Below are 18,037 nucleotides of genomic sequence, written 5' to 3'. Positions count from 1 at the left end.
CTCCAGGTATCCACGGGCACGCCGCGAGGGAAGGGGTGTGCTCCCGCTTTCGAGGTGGGCAGAGGTGTTACCGCGAGGCCGCCTCCCAGGAGGTGGGGCTCGTCGAGGCAGGTGCGGAGCGCTCACGGGCGGTGCGGACGCTCGTCTCGCGGGCCGGGCCCGCGTTGTGCCCGCCTCCGTGGGGGCCCAGCTTCGACGAAGAGGGGCTGGGTTCGGGCAGGGGCGGGGCGCATGGCACGGAGGTGACGCACATGGCGGGCGCACAGGCGTTTGCGCGGGCGGAGGCACGGCCGGGGCGTGGGATGCGGGCCCGGCCGCGAGAGGCCTTGCCCCTGCGCGGACGGGTGCGTCACCAGTCCTGGATTCCGCCCGTCGTGGGAGCCGCTCTCGGCGCCTGTCTGGCCGTGCTCCTGGTGGAGCCCTCCCCGACCCTCCTGCCCCGCCTGCTGAGTGGCGCGGCCTGGCGGGCCACGGCCGCCGAGGCGCGCGGCATGCTCTCCGCGGTGCTGGGCATCGCGCTGACCTCGCTGAGCATCGTGCTGTCCCTGTCCATGCTCGTGGTGCAGAACGCCGCGGGGCAGTATTCGCCACGTCTATTGCGTCTGTATCTGCATGGCACTGGCATCCGCGTGGTCATCCCGGTGTTCGTGGCCACGAGCGTCTTCTGCCTCGTGGCGGCGCATGAGTTCGGGTTCGTCTCGGGGCTGGAGCGCATGCCGCGACCGGCGCTCGCCCTGGCCATGCTGCTGCTCATCGCCTGCGAGGGGGCGCTCGTCTTCCAGGTGCTCCAGACCTTCCAGCTCATGCGCGTGGAGAACCTGGTCCGGCGGGTGCGTCAGGAGACGCTGACGGTCGCGCGCGAGCTCGAGCGGTTCCGCGAGGGGGACCTGGAGGCGCCACCTCCCGCGCGTGTTCGCGCGGCGGTGGCGATGCCGCTGCGAAGCCCTGGTGACGGCTTCATCGCCGCCGTCGATGCGAAGGCCCTGCTGGAGGTGGCGACGACGAAGCGCTGGGTCATCCATCTGGAGCGCGCCATCGGCGAGCCGGTGATTCGGGGTGAGCAGGTCGGCCAGGTCGAGGTGGAGCCTGCCCGAGGGCCCCCCTCGCGGCGGGAGCTGGTGGAGGCGATGGGCCGCGCCATCCGCCTGGACCACTGGCGGGACGAGGACCGGGACATCGCCCTGGGCGTGCGGCAGCTGGTGGACGTGGCCCTCAAGGCCTTGTCCCCTGGCGTCAATGACCCGTACACCGCCGTCGAGGCGCTGGACCAGCTCACGTTCCTCCTGTGCGAGCTGAGCCCGATGCGCCTGGGGCCCCGGGTGCTGGCGGACGACGCCGGGACGCCGCGCGTGTTCCTGCACGGCCCCACGCTGCGGGACTACCTGGCGTCGGTCGCGGAGCCGCTCCTGCGCTATGGCGCCTCGGAGCCCACCGTGGCGCTGCGGCTCATGCGCCTGGCCGCGGCCGTGGGGCAGCGCGCGCGGGACGCGGAGGACCGGTCCGCGGCGCGCGAGCTGCTGCGCTCCATCCCGACCGTCGCCGAGCGGGCGGCGAGACAGGGCGTCGGGGTGGGCCCGCTGCTTCAGCGTCACGCCGAGGCGCTGGAGCGGGCGCTCGACGGAGGGCCCATGCCACCGCTTCCGGCCATCGGTTTCTGAGCGGACGCGCGAGGAGTCAGGGATGGCGGCCGAGTTCGGGAGTGGAGAGATGCTGGTCCGGCTGCTCGTGGCCGGGGGGGCCGGCATCGTCCTGGGGCTTCCGTACCGCAAGCGGCCGGGCGGGGTCCGGACGCACTACCTGGTGACGTTGGGCGCCGCCCTCTTCTGCACCTCCGGGGCGAACCTGATGGCGACCCCCGGGGAGGCGCTGCGCATCATCCAGGGCGTGGCCTCGGGCATCGGGTTCGTGGGCGCGGCGAGCGTGCTCAAGCGGGGGAGCGCCATCTTCGGCATCACGACGGCCGCCTCCATCTGGATTGCCGCGGCGGTGGGCTGTGAGGCCGCGCTGGGCAACCCGTTGCTCGCCGCTTGCGTGGCGCCCGCCATCTCCCTGACGAGCTGGTTGGTGGGGCTGCTGGAGATTCGCGTCTTCCACCGCCGCAGAATCATGCGCGAGCTGCGTGGGGAGCAGAAGCAGGACCCACCGCGCTGAGCCGCCGTCACTTCGGAGGGCCGTGGGACGTGTCGAGCCGCGCGAGGGTGCGACGCAGCTCCTCCAGCCGTCGGCGCTCCGCCTCATCCTCCGAGGCGTCGTGTGCCTCGTCGACGAGCTCGCCCAGGCGGTGGAGCCCATCCCGGATGAGGGCCCACTCCTCCTGCGAGTGGTGGGCCCTGCGGGTGAGGTACTCGATGACGCCGTTGAGCGTCTGCGGCTGGAGGTCCCCGTCGCCCAGGCGGTCCGTCACCCCGGTCCTGTCCAGCAGGGCCTGGGTGGGCGCGAGCACGCGGGACAACATCAGCGTGATGTCGCGCTGGTCGAGCGACTCCTTCAGCTCACCGAGCATGTCCGCGCCGGGCACGTCCAGGTCCGCCGTCACCTCCAGGTCCAGCAGCACCGTGTGCACGGGCGCGCTCGACTGGTCCACGTGCGCGATGACGGCGTCGCGCAGCGCGGTGGCGTTGGCGAAGAAGATGCCCTCGTTCGGCCGGAGTATCAGCAGGCCCGGGACGCGCAGGGGCGCCGGGCGGCGGTGGATGTCGGCGAAGTCCAGGGTGCCCGGGACGCGGCCCAGCTCGCTCAGCCGGGGCTGGCTCGCCCGCCACACGAGGAAGGCCACCGAGAGCCCCACCGACACCATCAGCCCGGGGAGCACTTCGAGCACGAGGACGCTCAGCAGCGCGCCCATGGCCAGCAGGAAGTCGGTGCGGCGCAGCGCGAAGAGGCGGCGCATCTGCTTCACGTCCATCATCCCCGCGGTGGCCAGGACCACGATGGCGGCCAGGGTGGCCTCCGGCAGCGTGCGGAACAGCGGCGTGAAGAAGAGCGCCACCAGCGCGAGCAGCGCCGCGGCGAGCAGGCTGGGCATCTGCGTGCGCGCGCCGGCCGCGTCGTTGGCCGCGGACTTCGAGAGGCTGCAGCCCACCGAGAGCCCGCGGAAGAGCCCGGCGCCCAGGTTGGCCGCGCCCAGGCCGATGAGCTCCTGGTTCGCGTCCACCTCGTAGCGGTGCTTCGATGCGAGCACACGCGCGGGGCCGATGGCCTCCGCGAAGGTGACCAGCGCGATGCCGCACGCCCCCGGCAGCAGGCCCAGCAGGTCCTTCAAGCCGACGTCGGGAAGCGCGGGACCGGAGAGGCCCGAGGGGATGTCGCCCACCACCTTCACGCCGTGGCCCTGGAGTCCCAGCAGGCCGATGCACGCGGTGCCCAGCACGAGCACCACGAGGGACGCGGGCAGCTTCGGCACCCAGCGGCCCAGCACGAGCAACAGCCCCAGGCTCACCGCGCCGACGACGAGCGTGAGCGGGTGTGTCCGCGGCAGGTGGGTGACGAGGTCCCAGAGCCGCTCGAAGAAGTTGCCGCTCCCGGCCTGGATGCCGAGCAGCTTGGGCACCTGCTTGATGGCGATGACGAGCGCGAGCCCGAAGACGAAGCCCGTGAGGAGTGAGTCGGAGAAGAACTGGGCGATGCGGCCCAGCTTGAGCACGCCGGCCAGGATGGAGATGACCCCGGCGAGCATCGCGAGCGCGGCCGTCAGCGCGATGAAGCGCGGGGTGCCGCTCTCGGCGAGGCTCGCCACCGTGGACGCGGAGAGCACGGCCACCGTGGCGGAGATGGCGACGACGAGCTGGCGCGACGTGCCCAGCAGGGCGTAGAGCACCAGCGCCACCGGGCCGGCGTAGAAGGCGGCTTGCGGCGGGACGCCCGCCAGCTCCGCGTAGGCCATGGCCTCCGGTATCTGCAGCGCGGTGATGGTGAGGGCCGCCACCAGGTCGCGCTTGAGCGAGCTGGGGCGCCACGCGGGGAGCCAGGCGAGGAAGGGCAGGTGGCGGGCGAGAGGGCGCGCGTGGGAGGTGTGTCGCTGCGGATGCGTGGACATGCGGCGGCCCTCCGGCCCATCGGGTCCCCGCACATTGGAGAGCGCACGGCTCGCGGGCATCGCCCGATGGGACGGGGCGGCCAGGGAGCCGGGTGGGCGCGAGCGCTCAGGTGGCGCGCGCGCCCGGGGATGCGCCGGGCTTGTGGAGCAGCGGGCGGACCGCCGAGAAGACCTGGTCCCGGACCCACCGGTGCGCGGCGTCGTGCTGGAAGCGCTCGTGCCACTGCATGGCGAAGCGGACGCGCGGCAGGGCGATGGGAGGTGGGCAGGTCTCCAGGTCCAGCGCGCGGATGGCGTCAGCGAAGAGCGGCATGGGGACGTTCATCAGCAGGTCCGAGTGGGCCAGCGCCTGGAGTCCGGAGAGGAACGACGGCGCCTCCAGGGCGACGTGCCGCCGCAGCCCCTGGCGCGCGAGCAGCTCCGCCAGGGGGTTGACCCGCTCGCCGCCGACATGGACGACGACGTGCCCGTGGGCCAGCCAGCGCGAGAGCGTCAGGCGCTGGCGCAGCGCCGGGTGGCCTCGGCGTCCGACGACGGCGAACCTCGGCTCGGCCAGCAGTCGCGCGTGGGTGGTGGCGTCCGCGAAGTGCGAGGGCGCGAGCGCGAGGCACAGCGGGCCCTCGGCGAGCAGTCGCGGCAGCTCCGGAGACAGGGGCCGCGCGCGCAGGCTCAGCGCTGGGGCCGTCCGCTGGAGGGCGGCGAGGAGATTCGAGAGCACGGGGACGAACAGGTCCGGCATCACCAGCGTCAGCGCCCCGCTGTACGTCGCCGGGTCGAACGCCGCCGGGAGGCTCACGGCGGCCTCGAGCGCCCGGAGGGCCTCGGTGAGCCGGGGGGCGATGGCCTCCGCGCGCGGCGTGGGCACGAGCCCCGGGCCCGAGCGCACCAGCAAGGGGTCACCCAGCGACTCACGCAGGCGCCGCAGCCGATGGCTCAGGGAGGACTGGCTGATGCCGAGGCGTCGGGCGGCGCGCGTGACGTGCCGCTCCTCCAGCAGGACCTGCAGCGCGTGGAGGTGCGAGGGGTCGAGGCGGTCGAAGCGCATCATCGAATCATGCCATGATGCCCATGTCGGAGATGAAGCGGCGCGATGGCGCCCCGCGCCGCTAGGTTGCGCGAATGGACTCCAACAAGCGCTCCCGTCTCCAGGTCGGCGAGGTCATCGCCCCCTTCCTCGTCACCACGCTCACCCAGGGCTCGCTGGAGCTCCCGCTGCGGAGCGCCGGCGCGCTCACGCACCTGCAGTTCCGGCGGTTCGCGGGCTGCCCCATCTGCAACCTGCACGTGCGCAGGTTCGCCGCCGCCCGGGAGCAGCTGGAGGCGGAGGGGGTCCACCCGGTGGCGTTCTTCCACTCCACCGAGGCGTCCATGCGGCCCTATCAGGGGGACCTGCCCTTCCCCGTGGTGCCGGACCCGGAGCGTCGTTGGTACCGACACTTCGGGGTGGAGCAGTCCCGGGTCTCGGCGCTCCATCCGCGGGCCATGCTGGCGGCCGTGAAGGGGCTGGCCTCCGTCCCCTCGAATCCCTTCGCGGGGGAAGGCGGGGCCCAGGGGCTGCCCGCGGACTTCCTCCTGGATGCCACGGGGCGGGTGCTCGCGCTCCATCGGGGACGCCACGCGGATGACCACTGGGAGGTGGAGGACGTGCTCGCGCTCGCGCGGACCTCGAGGGGCCAGGAGGCTCGCGCCTCGTGAGGGGCTCGCTTCGTCGTCACGACGAGAACGCAGCCAGGCACGCGAGCGTCCTCCGCACGACGGACCCACGGGCGTGGACACGCAAGGGTGCTTCACCACACGGTCAACCGTGACCTCGGGGGCGACGTGGCGGGTTGAGCGCAGGACGGCCTCCGACGTCTGCCCTTGTTTCCGCCTACCCCTTCCGGCGCACAGTGCGGACACTGGGGCCCGTCAATCTCGATGAGAGCCCTCATGCGTATCCGTGTCGCCGTCGTCCTGCTGGCCAGTGTCTGCGCGTGTGCCTCGCGCCCGAAGGAAGGAAGGGATGCGTCCTCCCTCCCCACGCCCTCGCACGCGGCCACCACCGCCTACTCCCACTTCATCCGCGAGTACCTCGACTGGTTCTCCGCCGCCAACCCCGTGCGCGCCACGCGCCTGGGCTTCCACAAGCACGACGCCCACCTGCAGGACGTCTCGCAGGTCGCGCTCGCCCGGAAGGCGGAGGCGCTGCGCGGCTGGCTCACCCGGCTGGAGCAGGTGAACTGCTCGGCCCTCACCGGTGACGACGCCGTCGACGGCGTGGTGCTGGAGAACGCCATCCGCGCGGAGCTGCTGGAGCTGGAAGAGGAGCGCGTCTGGCGCCGCAACCCGGGCGCCTACGTGGGGCTCGTCTCCGGTGGACTGTCCAGCCTGTCCTCGCGCGACTTCGCGCCCCTGTCCGAGCGGATGATGGACATGCGCTCGCGCATGAACGACATCCCGCGCGTGCTCGAGGCCGCCAAGGCGAACCTCCAGGACGTGCCCCGCCTGTGGGCCGAGCAGGCCATCCGCGACGCGCGCGGCACCCAGGTGTACCTGCGCGTGGACCTGCCTCGCGCGCTCGAGGCCCAGGGCGCCGACAAGCTGCCCCCCGCCGAGCGCCAGGAGTTCGACGCCGCGCGCGCCAAGGCGCTCGAGCAGATGGAGGCCTTCACCGCGTGGCTGGAGCAGGATTTGCTCCCCCGCGCCACCGGTGACTTCCGCCTGGGCCGCGAGCGGTTCGAGAAGAAGCTGGCCCTGGAGGAGCACATCACGCTGAACGCGGACCAGCTGCGCGACATCAACGAGCGGGCCATCCGCGAGTACCAGGCCTGGGTGGCGCGCGAGACGGCCAAGGTGGACCCGACGAAGTCCCCCGCGGAGGTGATGGCCGCCCTGGTGAAGGACCACCCGCAGGCCGAGGAGCTCATCCCCCTGGCGCGCCAGCAGCTGGTGGAGCTGCAGCGCTTCGTGCGGGAGAAGGACATCCTCACGCTGCCCTCGGACTCGCTGCCGTCCGTGCGCGAGACGCCCCCGTACGAGCGGCTGGGCTTCGCGTCCATGGACACGCCGGGCCCCTTCGAGAGCAAGGCCCAGGAGGCCTACTACAACATCACCAACGTGGAGGCGGAGTGGTCCACCGAGGAGAAGGCGCAGCACCTGACGTACTTCAACCGCGCGGGCCTGCTGGGCATCACCGTGCACGAGGCCATGCCCGGCCACTTCGTGCAGCTGCTCTACGGGGCGAAGATTCCCACCGACGTGCGCAAGGTCTTCACCCCCGCCTCCGTGGTGGAGGGCTGGGCCCACTACGCCGAACAGATGATGGTGGACGAGGGCCTGGGGCAGGGTGACCCGGCGGTGCGCCTGGGCCAGCTGCGCCGCGCGCTCCAGCGTCACGCGCGCTGGTACGCGGCGCTCGCGCTGCACGTGTACAACGAGCCGGTGGAGGCCGTGGCGAAGCGCTACGCGGAGATTGCCTACTTCGAGCCCTTCCCCGCGCTGCGCGAGGTGGAGCGCGGCACCTCCAACCCCACGTACCTGTACTACGCGCTGGGCCGCATGCAGATTCTGAAGCTGCGCGAGGACTACAAGAAGCACCTGGAGGCGAGCGGCAAGAAGTTCGTGCTGAAGGACTTCCACGACCGCTTCCTGCAGCTGGGCCTGCCCGTATCGCTCGCGCGCAAGGTGCTCATCCCCGGCGACGAGGCGCCGTCGCTGGAGTAGCCGAGCACCCGCGCTCGACGCCTCGCGCGACTACAGCTCGATGACGTCCTCGGGCGTCTGGGGCGTGTCGCGCGAGGACAGGCCCTCGATGGTGAATCCCCGGGGCGCGCGGATGGACGCCCCGTGGTTGGGGTCCAGGTACATGCGCACCGGGAGCCCCAGCCCGTCGTAGCTCACCTCGAACATCACCAGGTCCGCGTACTCCCGCGAGGGGCCCTCATCACACGGCCCCAGCCGCTTCCAAGCCACGCGCTGTCCCTGGGGGCCGCGCAGCAGCTCGAAGAAGGCCAGGATGCCCGGGTTGCCCCAGCCCACCCGCACCGGGTCCTCCGCGCGGTAGCCGTAGGTGCCTCCCTCGTCCGGGAAGGTCGCGACGGGCGCGGCCTCCTGCCGGGGGGCCCTCACCACCGAGGGCCTCGACGAGGAACACGCCGAAAGCGCCAGCAACCCGACACACGCGATTCGCAGTGACACCATTGCACCCACCTCCTCCACGCCACCCGCGGCGAAGGTGTGGCCGGTGTCCGGCGCGTGCACGGCCTTCCCCCCGCGTTCCGTCGTCCAGTCGACGCTCCCACGCCCTGGCGGCGGGCCCCCGCCCGCCCGAGCGCCCCGGCCCCGGCGCCCCCTGGTCCTTCCAGAACCGGGCGCCGTCTACTTCCCGCCCTTGGGCTTGTCGCCCTGGGACATGGCGCGCATGAACGTCTCGTCGATGCCGTGGATGCGCAGGCGCACCAGCTCCTCCGGCGTGATGTTCGTGTAGCCCGCGTCGCGCAGCTTCTTCACGAAGTCCGCCGTGACGCCGTGGATGCGGAAGTTGACCAGCTCGTCCGACGTGAGCTTCGCGAAGCCCAGCTCGCGCATCTCCTTCACGAAGGCGGGCCTCACGCCGTGGATGCGGAAGTTGACCAGCTCGTCCGGGCCCAGGTCCTGGAAGCCCAGCTGGCGCATCTCCTTCACGAAGTCCGGCGTGACGCCGTGGATGCGGAAGTTGACCAGCGTGTCGGCCGCGAGGTCCTGGAAGCCCAGCTCGCGCATCTGCCGGGCGAAGTCCGCGCTGACGCCGTGGATGCGCAGCGAGACGATGTTCTCGGGCCCCACGTCCTTGAAGCCCAGCTCCTTCATCTCCTTCACGAAGGCGGGCGTGACGCCGTGGATGTTCATGGCGATGAGGTCGTCCCACGCGAGCTTCGCGTAGCCCGCGTCCGCCAGCTCCTTCACCCGCTGCGGCGTGACGCCGTGGATGCGGCCCTGCACCAGCTCATCCAGGTCCAGCTTGTCGTAGCCCAGCCTCGACAGCTCCTTCACGTACTCGGGCGTGATGTCGAAGATGCCCACCATCAGCAGCTTCTCGACGGGGATGTCCTTGTAGCCCGCGGCCCCCAGGTCCTTGATGCGCTGGGTGGTGACGCCCGTGGCGGCGAGCTGGAACTGCTGGTTCGGCGTCAGCGAGGCGTAACCGAGCGAGGCCATGGCCTTGAGATAGGCGTCGCTGGGGGTGAAGCGGTAGTGGCCCGCGCCCTCGCCGTCCTGGAAGCTGCCGGTGAAGGCGAACGTGCCCGCCTCGCGCGGCAGGGTGAAGGTGGCCGGCCCGTCCCCGGTGGACAGGCCCTGGAAGGAGGCGCGGGGCTCGGTGAAGCCCAGCCGCCCCCGTCCCTTCCGCTCGTCCTCGGGGTGGCTCAGGTTGAGGTGGAGCTTGTCGGGGGACTTCTCGTGCGTGGACGCGCTCCACGTCCCGCGCAGCTCGCTCGCGGCGGACGCGGCGCTGGCCACCAGCATGAGGACACACAACAACCACGAGGACGACGCTCGGCGCATGGTGAGGCTCCTTCGATTCGAGGATGGAGCCCTCCCGTCCGGCGCGCGCCCCTCGGGTGGGGCACGCCGCCGTGGGAAGGCGGTGATGAGCGGTGGGGTGTCCGGAGGCCGGAGGGAGAAAGCCCTCCGACCTCGGCGTGACGGTGTAACAGGTGTTACTTCGTGTCGCGCATGCGCCGGATGAACTCGGCGTCCACGCCGCCGGTGCGCAGGCGCACCAGCTCCTCGGGCGTGAGGTTCTTCAGTCCCGCGGCGTTCAGCTCGCGCAGGAAGTCCGGGTTGACGCCCACCGCGCGCAGCTCGGTGAGGACCCGCGGGTCCTTCGTGTCCACGCCCGCCGAGCGCATCTGCTCCAGCCACGCCGGGTTGACGCCCACCGCGCGCAGCTCCTGGAGCTGGTCCGCCGTCAGCTTCGTCAGCCCCGACTTGCCCAGCGCGCTGATGAAGCCCGGGTCCACGCCCACCGCGCGCAGCTCGATGACCTGCTGGAGCGGCAGGCCCGAGTAGCCCGCCTCCTTCAAGCCCTGGACGTACTGCTCGCTCACGCCCACGGCGCGCGCGTCCATCACGTCGCGCGGGTTCTTCGTCTCGAAGCCCGCGCCCGAGAGCGCCGCGACGTACTCCGGCGTGACGCCCAGGTGGCGCAGCTCCACCAACATGCCCGCCTCCAGCTTGCGGCCGAAGACCTCGTTCATCCGCTTCACGAACTCGGGGGTGACGCCCGCGTGGCCCATGCCCACCAGGTTGGACACGGTGGGCTCGAGGCCCATCCCGCGCAGCTCCTTCACCCGCTCCGGCGTGACGCCGGCGACCTTCAGCGCCACCAGCTGGTCCACGGAGAGCGGCTGCCCCGCGCCCACCCGGGTGCTCCCGTCGACGTCGTCCTCGCGCTCGAAGTCCACCTTCACCTTCGGCGCGGCCGCGAGCTTCACCTTCGGCGCGAAGTCCACCTTCACGTCCATCGCGGGGAAGGGGGGCGCGGGAGGCGCGGCGGGAGCGGGAGGCGCGGGAGGCGCGGGGAGCACGGCGAGGGTGCGCGGAGGCGTCTGGGCCATCACCAGCGACGCCAGGGGCGCGGCGACGGCGAGGCCGCTGATGAGCGTGAGCACGGAGGCCCCCGCCACCCAGCGAGAGGAGCAGCGCGACGTGGGCGGGGACACGAGGCGGCGAACGCGCTCGGGCAGCGAGCCGCCCAGGGCGGACATGGCGTGGCTTTCGACGGCGGGCATCACGCGCAGCGTCTCCAGCGCGGTGAGGGCGCGGGCGTAGGAGACCGGGTTGGGGCTCGCGCCCACGGCCACGTCGTCGCAGCAGTGCTCGCGCTCCACGCGGATGACGTTGGACATCCACCGCACGGCCGGGTGGTAGAAGAAGAGCGTCTCCACCACCACCTGCGCCAGGTTCACCGCGAAGTCATGCCGGCGGATGTGGGCCAGCTCATGCGCCAGCACCATCTCCAGCTGCCGCGCGGGCAGTCCGGACAGCGTGGATACGGGCAGCAGCACCACCGGCGACAGCCAGCCCACCGTGGAGGGCACGTCCACCTCCACCGACTGGAGCAGCCGCACCGCGCGCTTCAGGCCCAGGCGGCCCGACAGCGCGTCCAGCCGCTCCTGCCACTCCTGGGGCGCGGGCAGCGCGCGGCGCGCCAGCTGGTGCAGCCGCACCCACTCCGCCGTCAGCCGTCCGGAGCTGAGCCCCACGCCCGCCACCCACGCGAACACCAGCCAGCGCAAGAGCGCGGGGGCGGCCTTGCTCGCGCGCTCCCAGAGCCACGCCAGCGTCGTGGCCGGCGTCGCATGGCGCCAGTCGAAGCCCGGGTCGCGCGCGGCCTCGAGCGCGGGCCGGCTGTCGACCCGGAGCGCCCGCGACACGCGCTCCATCACCTGCGCCCGCGCCGCCTGGAACGCCGGGGTCGCCTCGCCTCGCCAGGACGCGGACTGCTCGGCCCGGGCCCGCATGGCGTGGCGCACGCCCGTGGCCACCGGCAGCGCCACGGCCAGCACCAGCGCGCCACACGCCAGGGCATACCGCGCGTTCGCCGCGTGACGGCCCACCGTCAACAGCGCCGCCGCCAGCCCCACCGCCACCAGCGCGCCCTGCCAGAGCGAGTGCACCAGCGCCCACCCCAGCGACTCCATCACCAGGCTGCTCATTCGTCCGCTCCTTCCAGGGAATCGAGCAACTGACGCAGCTGCGCCAGCTCCTGGGGGCTCGTCTTGCGCGAGGACAACGCCTGCATGGCCAGCCGCGCCGGAGAGCCACCGAAGGCGCGCTCCACCAGGTCCGTCACCAGCTGCCGCTGCGTGCGCTGCTCGGTCGCCTTCGCCCGGTAGACGTGCGCGCGCTGCGTCTCGTCGCGCTCCACCAGGCCCTTGTCCGTCATGATCTGCATCAGCTTCAGCACCGTCGTGTAGCCCGGGCCCGCGTCCCCAGGCTCGCGCCGCGAGAGGACCTCATGGACCTCCCGCACCGTGCTGTCTCCTCGCTCCCACAGCACCCGCAGGATGGCCAGCTCGCCATCCGTGGGGCGCGGCAGCACCGCCTCGCTCATGACTCCCTCGCTTCGAACATCCACGAGGCCATCATACGAACGGATTCGTAGATGTCAACGAAGGTCTTCGTAGATGCCGACCATGGGGTGGGATTCACTCCCGAGGTGTGGGTGACGTCAGCGCAAGGGCCGTAGCTTCCCCAGCGGGACGCCTGCCTGCTCCCAGGTTTTACCCACGAGGAGAAGAATCCGTTTTTCCGGGTGGGAAGATTTCTGCCCACGGAGGGAAGCGCGAGGGCCACGCAAGCTTCCCCCGGGTCCAGGCAGGTCGGACTGGGGGGAGGTGGGTGCGTTGCCGCGGAGGCGACCTGACAGGTCGGGCGCGTGGCACATCCGGTGAAAAAGGGTCTGCCCGGCGCGGGTCATCGGGGCTCGAGCCGCGAAGCAAAGACGAGGCAGACACATGAAGGCGTTGAGCAGTTGGATGGGGGCGGCTTGTGCCGCGGTGGTGGGGTTCTCTGGAGTGGCCCAGGCGCACGATTTGACGTGCACCAAGCTGGTGAACGGTCAGGCGTCGGTGACGGCCTCGACGTATCCGTTCACCGCGAACTTCAGCTTCCAGGTCAACAACGTGCATCCGACGTTGCCGTCCATCTTGTTGACGGCCACGGACCCGTTGCTGGCGGGTGAGGGGTTCGTCTTCAATCCGCCGCCGCCGGTGGTGATTCCGGTGGGCGCGTCGGTGACGTCGAACTTCAGCGTCACCCTGGACACGGTCGAGGAGTGCCGGGCGCTGGCGCTGCTGGACGGCCTGCCGGACAACAACATCGACAACACGTTCACCGCGGGCTTCGACCTGGGCAGCTCGCTGTGCACCGCGCGCGTCACCTGTGGAGACCCCTCGGGCGAGGTGTGCGAGAACGCGACGCGTGGGCTGGACTTCTGGCGCAACCACATCCCGGCGGTGCAGCAGTGCCTCGCGGGCGGGCCCATTCCGCTGGGCAGCATCGGCGTCGTCATCGGCCTGGCGGGCGCCGAGGGCATCCTCTGGGGCAACCCGGACCGCTACCCCATCACCAACCTGCCGCGCAGCCAGCTGGACCGCATCCGCTTCCTGGCCGGGCGTGAGCTGTTCGTCGCCACGTGCAACCAGCGTGTGTTCGGTGGCGTCACCGTCCCAGCCAACCTGCTCGAGCTCATCCTCACCGCGCTGGGTACGGTCAACTGCGCGGACCTGACCAGCCTCACCACGCAGCTGAGCACCTACAACAACTCCTGCACCACGGCGCCGTTCCCGGGCGGGTTCGACCCCGGTCCCTCGACGCCGGAGGCCGCGGAGGCGCTGGGCATCGACCCGACCATTCCCACGGGGCTGTTCTGCATCCCGCCCCTGCCGTGAGCGTCGGCGTCCCAATCCATTCCAGACACATCCGAATCACTGAAAGTCTTTGAGGTATCAAGTCATGAAGAAGTTCCTGATGTCGACCCTGTGGGCCTCGGCCCTGCTGTTCTCCGCCTGCGGCGGGGATGATTCCCGCCAGGTCCCTGGCAATGAAGACCCCGGCGTGGAGACGCCCGTTCCCGGCGGCGAGGACCCCGGCCCCACGCCCGGTGGCGAGGACCCGGGCCCCACGCCCGGCGGTGAGGACCCGGGCCCCACGCCCGGTGGCGAGGACCCCGGCACGCCCTCCACGCAGAGCTTCGAGCTGCGCCTGAAGGGTGAGAGCCTGATGGACTTCACCTCGCTGAAGGTGCCCATCTCCGACGTCACCATCACCGCCGAGGGCAAGCCGGTGAACGTGCAGGTGGTGTCGAACCTGCTGGAGATCGCCGACCCCATCCACGCGCCGCTGGCCGCGCGCTTCACGGTGCCTCCCGGCGTCGACAAGGTGCAGGTCACCGTGTTCTTCAACGCCATGGGTGACTTCGCCCGTCACTCCGCGCAGGCCTCGCAGCTCGACGCCCGCGTGGCGCCCATCACCTTCGAGGCGAAGGTGTCCGACCTGAGGACGCGTGGCCGCGCGGTGCTCCACCTGGACGTGTCGCGCTCCATCGTGGACACCTCCGTGTCGGGCTCCAACGGCCTGGTGGAGACCAGCACGCTGCTGCTGCCCTCCGGCGCGGTGAAGTTCTAGCCGACGAGGGAGGGGGGAGGCTCCCGGAGGGCGGCAGCGCGGCGCCCTTCGGTGAGCCCTGATGACGGGCGGGTCCTCCTCGTGGGGTCCCGCCCGTCGCCGTACTCGGGGACTACTCGGGCTGGGTGCCCTGGCCGTCCTTGCCCTGCCAGAAGCGCTTGGGGTGTCCGTCCCCGCGCGTGCCGTTGGACAGCCGGTCCACCCACGGATAGCGCTGGGCCTCCTCGGCGGTGTAGCCCAGGTTGAAGACGGTGGGGCTCTTGGGCAAATCCCCCGCCTTGGCGTAGTAGGTGCCGAAGAGCCGGTCCCAGAAGTAGTTGGTGATGCCGTAGTTGCCCTGCTCGTTGTGGAAGTGATGCGACAGGTGCAGGCGCTTGATGTCCTTCAGGAAGCCCAGCTTCGGCGTGTAGTTCAGGTGCTGGATGCAGTGGCAGAACTCATAGAAGCACGTAATCACCATGCCCCAGCCCAGCGCCGCCGCCGCGCCCGCCTTGCCGCCGATGAGGTAGCCCAAGGGCGCCATCACCCCGCCCACCGTGGGCAGCACGTTGGCCAGCGCGCCGAACAGCACGCGCAAGTCGTTGGGGTCCTGGTGGTGGTCGAAGTGGATGCGCTTCCACGTGGCCGCGGTGAGGGGCGACTTGTAGAGGAAGCGGCTGTGCAGGATGTGCTTGTGCACCAGGAACCAGCCGAGCGGGAACACCACGCTCGCGGCCGCCATGGAGAGCAGCGTGCGCACGGGGCTCTCGAACCACTTCACCGCGTACACCAGGCTGACGATGCCCACGGTGATGTAGGCCAGCACGGCGTAGTAGGTGAAGAACGAATAGACCAGGTCCCCCAGCGTCATCCGGTCGAGGTTGTGCTTCCGGTTCTTCAGGAACGAAAAGGGTGCGCTGACCGCCACGGTATGCCTCGCAGGTGGACGCTGCCCTTGGGGGCAGTGGAGCAGGTGGGCCGCGCCATGCCCGCCGGCCTGGGGCATGCGGCGCCGCTGTGAGTAGCAGGGCCCGGGCGCGCTCGCGCCACAATCATCCGGCCGGCTTTTACGTTTTTCTGCGGCCCAAGAGAAGCACCGCTGCTGTGCGTCCCCCCGGTGGGACGCCTGCCCTCCCGCCCGGGTGGGGGCCGAGTCGGCCGGTGGACTTCCCGGCGGGAAGCGCGGAGCCCATGTTCGACGCAAGGGATCAGCGCGGGGAGGCCCTCATGGCGGAAAAGGCTGGGGAAGACAAGGCGCGAGGGAGCAGGGCTCGGGGAAAGGCCGCGGTGACGACGCGGCGCACCCAGCCGATGGAAGGGGAGGACCGGGGCTCGCTCGCCCTACGTCGGCCCACCTCGGAGTACCGCGCGGCGGCCGAGGAGCAGGCGGCGCGGGTTCGCGAGGAAATCGAGGCGGCGCTCCTGGTGGCACGCGACACTCGCGAGGCCATCGAACGTCGCATCGCGGACGAACTGCACGCGCCGCCCGGCAGCTTCCGGGCGCGGGCGCAGCAGCAGAAGCCCAAGCAGCGCCGGACGGCGGCGCGCAAGAAGAAGAGCCAGGCTTCCTGAAGGCGGCGCCTAGCTGTTGAGCCGCGTGGCCGCGCTGGTGGCGGGGCGCGCGGCGTCGTCCACGGGGGCGGGCGGCGTGGCGGACTCCTCGCCCAGGCCCTTGAGCCTGCGCGCCAGCTGCGCGGCCTGCTCCCCCTTGGTGCCCAGCTCGTGGCCCTGCGCGCCGACGAAGGACACGCGGGCGCGCTCCAGCAGCGCCACCTGGGCGTGGAGCTGGGCGAGCAGCCGCTCCTGCTTGCGACCCAGCGCGTCCAGGTGGTTGAGCTCCTCGCCCAGTGAGGACGCGGCGAGCTCCAGCTGGCGTCGCGCCACGGTGTCCTGGGTGGCGGCGGCGCGGGCGCGAAGCTCCTTCACCTGTGCGTCCACGTCATGGGCCACCACGGAGTCGAGCTGCGCGGTGAGGCCCGCGTGGGCCTCCGCGAGCGAGAAGCTCTCGGAGGCCATCTTCTCCACCACGCCGAGCAGCTCCTGGCGGCCGGGGCTCGCGGGCAGGCGCAGCGCGGAGGTCTTGCACTGCTGATACAGCCCGAGCGCGCGCGTGGTCAGCTCCTTGGCTTCACCCGAGAGCGTGCCCTGCAGTGCCTTGCCCCGCGCCTCGACGGCGTCGGTGTGCAGCACCAGGTGCGAGGGCAGGGTGCCGATGCACCAGAAGAGCGCCACGCAGGCGTAGCCCACCACCAGGGAGAGCAATGTGGTGTCGCCGAGGAGGCGGGCATCCAGCACCTGCTGCACGTACAGGCCCACCGGGGTGAGCACGCCCGCGGCGGCGGCGCTCAGGGCGACGGGCACGGGGGCGCCGGGCTGTTCGCGGCCATGGCCCAGCCACGTCACCAGCGCGGCGGCGATGCAGCCCGCCACGCTCTGGGCCAGGGGCCACGGGGCGGAGAAGAGGAAGGGGAAGACGGGCAGCACGGTGAGGGCCGCGCGCAGCCCCCAGCCTCCCCCCTTGGCGGTCCGGGCGGCGGCGAGCGCCGCGCCCAGCACCGCGAAGTAGCCCGGCTCCAGCGTCAGCCGGACGACGGGCTCGAAGGGGGCCCACAGGCGCAGCGCCAGCGCCGCGAAGATGCCCATGCACGCTCCACCGCCCAGCGCGCGCAAGGTGCGGGACTCGAACTCCTCGCGGTGGAGGAACTGCAGGGAGAGGGCCATGGGGCTGCACCGTCCTGACTAGTAGGCGTTGTTCTCGCCGAAGTTCTTCATGGTCTTCTTGTAGAGCTTCAGCGACTCGCGGCGGACCTCGTCGTCACTCGATGCCCCCTCATAGGCTGCCTGGGTCTGGTCCAGCTCCGCAAGCTCCCCCGAGAGCGCGTCCGCGGACGAGCCGAAAAGCTTCCGGGCGTTGCCCAACAGACCCATGGCGGCGCCGCGGTTGCCGCGCTTCATCTCCGCCGCCGCGGCGCGCATCTGCTGGGTTCCCAACGCTCGCACGGCGTGCACGCGCACCTCCCGGTCCAGGTTGGCGCGCACCAGCGAGGCGTCCTGGGTGACGACGGCGGACAGGGCCAGCTTCGTCTGGGCGCGCGTGTCGCGGGGGACGTCCATGTAGTGCACGCTGGCCTCCAGCAGCGTGAGCGCGCCGGAGGTGGCCTGGGTGTCGAGCGTCAGCTTCACGACGACGCGCACGGACTGCTCGCCGGCCAGGTCGTACAGCGGCACCTTGAGGGTGGTGCCCTCGCGGGTGGAGGGCAGGCCGAGCACCTGCGCGTCGCGGGCGACGGGGGGCAACTCCAGGCGCAGCTCCACCTGGCGGGCGACGGTGCTGGTGGCCTGGTCCAGCTCGCGGGAGAAGACCTCCGCCAGCCGGGCCGAGTCCTCGATGAAGCCGGAGAAGCCGCCGCCCTGCTCGGCCATGCCGCGCATGAGGGAGGCCTGGTAGTCCTCGCCCACGCCGAGCGCGCTGACGGTGATGCCCTCGTCGCGCAGCTGGCGCGTCAGGTGGAACAGCTCCGGCTCGGTGACGATGCCGGTGGTGGGCTGGCCGTCGCTCAGGAGGATGGCGCGGCTGACGCGGTACTCGCGCAGGTGGGGGCGCAGGGCGACGGCGGCCTCGGTGAGACCGCCGCTGATGTTGGTGGAGCCATCATCGCGGATGTTGGCGATGGCGGAGAGCAGCTCCTGGCGGACGGGCTCGGTGACGGGGCGGCTGGGGAGGACCTTCACGTCGGTGCCGTAGTGGATGAGGGCCAGCCGGTCCTCGGCGGTGAGGCGGCGCACCAGCTCCACGGCGGCGCTCCTGGCGTCGGCGAGCTTCTGGCCGCTCATGGAGCCGGAGCGGTCCACGACGAGGGCCAGGTTGACGGG

16 protein-coding genes are annotated in these 18,037 nt (G+C 71.6%); 7 read left to right on the top strand and 9 right to left on the bottom strand.

The window, feature by feature from the left end; translation table 11 throughout:
* Nucleotides 1–302: 302 nt before the first annotated feature.
* On the top strand, nucleotides 303–1,658 hold the full coding sequence (locus tag FL311_RS28890) for a DUF2254 domain-containing protein (RefSeq protein WP_228557145.1): 1,356 nt from the start codon (nucleotides 303–305) through the stop codon (nucleotides 1,656–1,658).
* Between the two features lie 22 nt (nucleotides 1,659–1,680).
* Complete coding sequence (locus FL311_RS28885) at nucleotides 1,681–2,151, top strand: MgtC/SapB family protein (protein WP_141330059.1); 471 nt, start codon at nucleotides 1,681–1,683, stop codon at nucleotides 2,149–2,151.
* A 7-nt stretch (nucleotides 2,152–2,158) separates the two neighbouring features.
* On the opposite strand, the gene FL311_RS28880 is transcribed toward FL311_RS28885, so the two are convergent.
* Both FL311_RS28880 and FL311_RS28875 read right to left on the bottom strand, forming a co-directional pair.
* Nucleotides 2,159–4,036 carry a SulP family inorganic anion transporter gene (locus FL311_RS28880; protein ID WP_141330057.1) on the bottom strand — a complete coding sequence of 626 codons (1,878 nt, stop codon included), beginning with the start codon at nucleotides 4,034–4,036 and terminating at the stop codon, nucleotides 2,159–2,161.
* A gap of 106 nt (nucleotides 4,037–4,142) precedes the next feature.
* Nucleotides 4,143–5,084 (bottom strand): LysR family transcriptional regulator, encoded by a 942-nt coding sequence (locus FL311_RS28875; protein ID WP_141330055.1) that lies wholly within the window; start codon nucleotides 5,082–5,084, stop codon nucleotides 4,143–4,145.
* Between the two features lie 71 nt (nucleotides 5,085–5,155).
* On the opposite strand from FL311_RS28875, the gene FL311_RS28870 reads away from it, so the two are divergent.
* Nucleotides 5,156–5,731 carry a peroxiredoxin-like family protein gene (locus FL311_RS28870; protein ID WP_141330053.1) on the top strand — a complete coding sequence of 192 codons (576 nt, stop codon included), beginning with the start codon at nucleotides 5,156–5,158 and terminating at the stop codon, nucleotides 5,729–5,731.
* A 234-nt stretch (nucleotides 5,732–5,965) separates the two neighbouring features.
* The gene (locus tag FL311_RS28865; RefSeq protein WP_141330051.1) at nucleotides 5,966–7,738 is read left to right on the top strand and encodes a DUF885 domain-containing protein; all 1,773 of its coding nucleotides are present in this window, start codon (nucleotides 5,966–5,968) and stop codon (nucleotides 7,736–7,738) included.
* 30 nt (nucleotides 7,739–7,768) lie between these two features.
* Here the strand turns inward: FL311_RS28865 and FL311_RS28860 are convergent, their stop codons facing one another.
* From FL311_RS28860 to FL311_RS28845, 4 genes are all read right to left on the bottom strand, one after another.
* A complete protein-coding gene (locus FL311_RS28860; protein WP_223752078.1) occupies nucleotides 7,769–8,215 on the bottom strand; it encodes a fibril protein in 447 nt (148 codons plus the stop codon).
* A 177-nt stretch (nucleotides 8,216–8,392) separates the two neighbouring features.
* Nucleotides 8,393–9,556, bottom strand: coding sequence for a 4-hydroxy-3-methylbut-2-enyl diphosphate reductase (locus FL311_RS28855; RefSeq protein WP_141330049.1), 1,164 nt, complete (start codon nucleotides 9,554–9,556; stop codon nucleotides 8,393–8,395).
* A gap of 155 nt (nucleotides 9,557–9,711) precedes the next feature.
* Entirely contained in the window at nucleotides 9,712–11,712 is a 2,001-nt protein-coding gene (locus tag FL311_RS28850) for a M56 family metallopeptidase (RefSeq protein ID WP_141330047.1), read from the bottom strand.
* The gene (locus FL311_RS28845; protein ID WP_141330045.1) at nucleotides 11,709–12,110 is read right to left on the bottom strand and encodes a BlaI/MecI/CopY family transcriptional regulator; all 402 of its coding nucleotides are present in this window, start codon (nucleotides 12,108–12,110) and stop codon (nucleotides 11,709–11,711) included. Before FL311_RS28845 ends, FL311_RS28850 begins: the two co-directional genes overlap by 4 nt.
* A 403-nt stretch (nucleotides 12,111–12,513) precedes the next feature.
* Here FL311_RS28845 and FL311_RS28840 point away from each other — a divergent pair, with 403 nt between their 5' ends.
* Nucleotides 12,514–13,449, top strand: coding sequence for a hypothetical protein (locus FL311_RS28840; RefSeq protein ID WP_141330043.1), 936 nt, complete (start codon nucleotides 12,514–12,516; stop codon nucleotides 13,447–13,449).
* Between the two features lie 64 nt (nucleotides 13,450–13,513).
* Nucleotides 13,514–14,185 (top strand): hypothetical protein, encoded by a 672-nt coding sequence (locus FL311_RS28835; RefSeq protein WP_141330041.1) that lies wholly within the window; start codon nucleotides 13,514–13,516, stop codon nucleotides 14,183–14,185.
* Between the two features lie 112 nt (nucleotides 14,186–14,297).
* On the opposite strand, the gene FL311_RS28830 is transcribed toward FL311_RS28835, so the two are convergent.
* A complete protein-coding gene (locus FL311_RS28830) occupies nucleotides 14,298–15,092 on the bottom strand; it encodes a sterol desaturase family protein (protein ID WP_141330039.1) in 795 nt (264 codons plus the stop codon).
* A gap of 359 nt (nucleotides 15,093–15,451) precedes the next feature.
* On the opposite strand from FL311_RS28830, the gene FL311_RS28825 reads away from it, so the two are divergent.
* Complete coding sequence (locus FL311_RS28825; RefSeq protein WP_228557143.1) at nucleotides 15,452–15,736, top strand: hypothetical protein; 285 nt, start codon at nucleotides 15,452–15,454, stop codon at nucleotides 15,734–15,736.
* Nucleotides 15,737–15,745: 9 nt separating this feature from the next.
* On the opposite strand, the gene FL311_RS28820 is transcribed toward FL311_RS28825, so the two are convergent.
* Together FL311_RS28820 and FL311_RS28815 are read right to left on the bottom strand one after the other, a co-directional pair.
* Entirely contained in the window at nucleotides 15,746–16,885 is a 1,140-nt protein-coding gene (locus FL311_RS28820; protein ID WP_141330037.1) for a hypothetical protein, read from the bottom strand.
* Nucleotides 16,886–16,903: 18 nt separating this feature from the next.
* Nucleotides 16,904–18,037: VWA domain-containing protein (locus FL311_RS28815; protein ID WP_141330035.1), on the bottom strand; the 1,134-nt coding region annotated here is incomplete at its 5' end.

The organism is Myxococcus sp. AB025B, from assembly GCF_006518215.1.
In the GTDB taxonomy this organism is placed as follows: domain Bacteria; phylum Myxococcota; class Myxococcia; order Myxococcales; family Myxococcaceae; genus Myxococcus; species Myxococcus fulvus.
Note: the sequence above shows the minus strand (reverse complement) of the source record. Positions and strands in the feature narration are given on the sequence as shown.

Coding starts and splice junctions, on each gene's coding strand:
- FL311_RS28890 (WP_228557145.1), top strand. CDS start 303: ATGCGGGCCCGGCCGCGAGAGGCCTTGCCCCTGCGCGGACGGGTGCGT.
- FL311_RS28885 (WP_141330059.1), top strand. CDS start 1,681: ATGGCGGCCGAGTTCGGGAGTGGAGAGATGCTGGTCCGGCTGCTCGTG.
- FL311_RS28880 (WP_141330057.1), bottom strand. CDS start 4,036: ATGTCCACGCATCCGCAGCGACACACCTCCCACGCGCGCCCTCTCGCC.
- FL311_RS28875 (WP_141330055.1), bottom strand. CDS start 5,084: ATGATGCGCTTCGACCGCCTCGACCCCTCGCACCTCCACGCGCTGCAG.
- FL311_RS28870 (WP_141330053.1), top strand. CDS start 5,156: ATGGACTCCAACAAGCGCTCCCGTCTCCAGGTCGGCGAGGTCATCGCC.
- FL311_RS28865 (WP_141330051.1), top strand. CDS start 5,966: ATGCGTATCCGTGTCGCCGTCGTCCTGCTGGCCAGTGTCTGCGCGTGT.
- FL311_RS28860 (WP_223752078.1), bottom strand. CDS start 8,215: ATGGTGTCACTGCGAATCGCGTGTGTCGGGTTGCTGGCGCTTTCGGCG.
- FL311_RS28855 (WP_141330049.1), bottom strand. CDS start 9,556: ATGCGCCGAGCGTCGTCCTCGTGGTTGTTGTGTGTCCTCATGCTGGTG.
- FL311_RS28850 (WP_141330047.1), bottom strand. CDS start 11,712: ATGAGCAGCCTGGTGATGGAGTCGCTGGGGTGGGCGCTGGTGCACTCG.
- FL311_RS28845 (WP_141330045.1), bottom strand. CDS start 12,110: ATGAGCGAGGCGGTGCTGCCGCGCCCCACGGATGGCGAGCTGGCCATC.
- FL311_RS28840 (WP_141330043.1), top strand. CDS start 12,514: ATGAAGGCGTTGAGCAGTTGGATGGGGGCGGCTTGTGCCGCGGTGGTG.
- FL311_RS28835 (WP_141330041.1), top strand. CDS start 13,514: ATGAAGAAGTTCCTGATGTCGACCCTGTGGGCCTCGGCCCTGCTGTTC.
- FL311_RS28820 (WP_141330037.1), bottom strand. CDS start 16,885: ATGGCCCTCTCCCTGCAGTTCCTCCACCGCGAGGAGTTCGAGTCCCGC.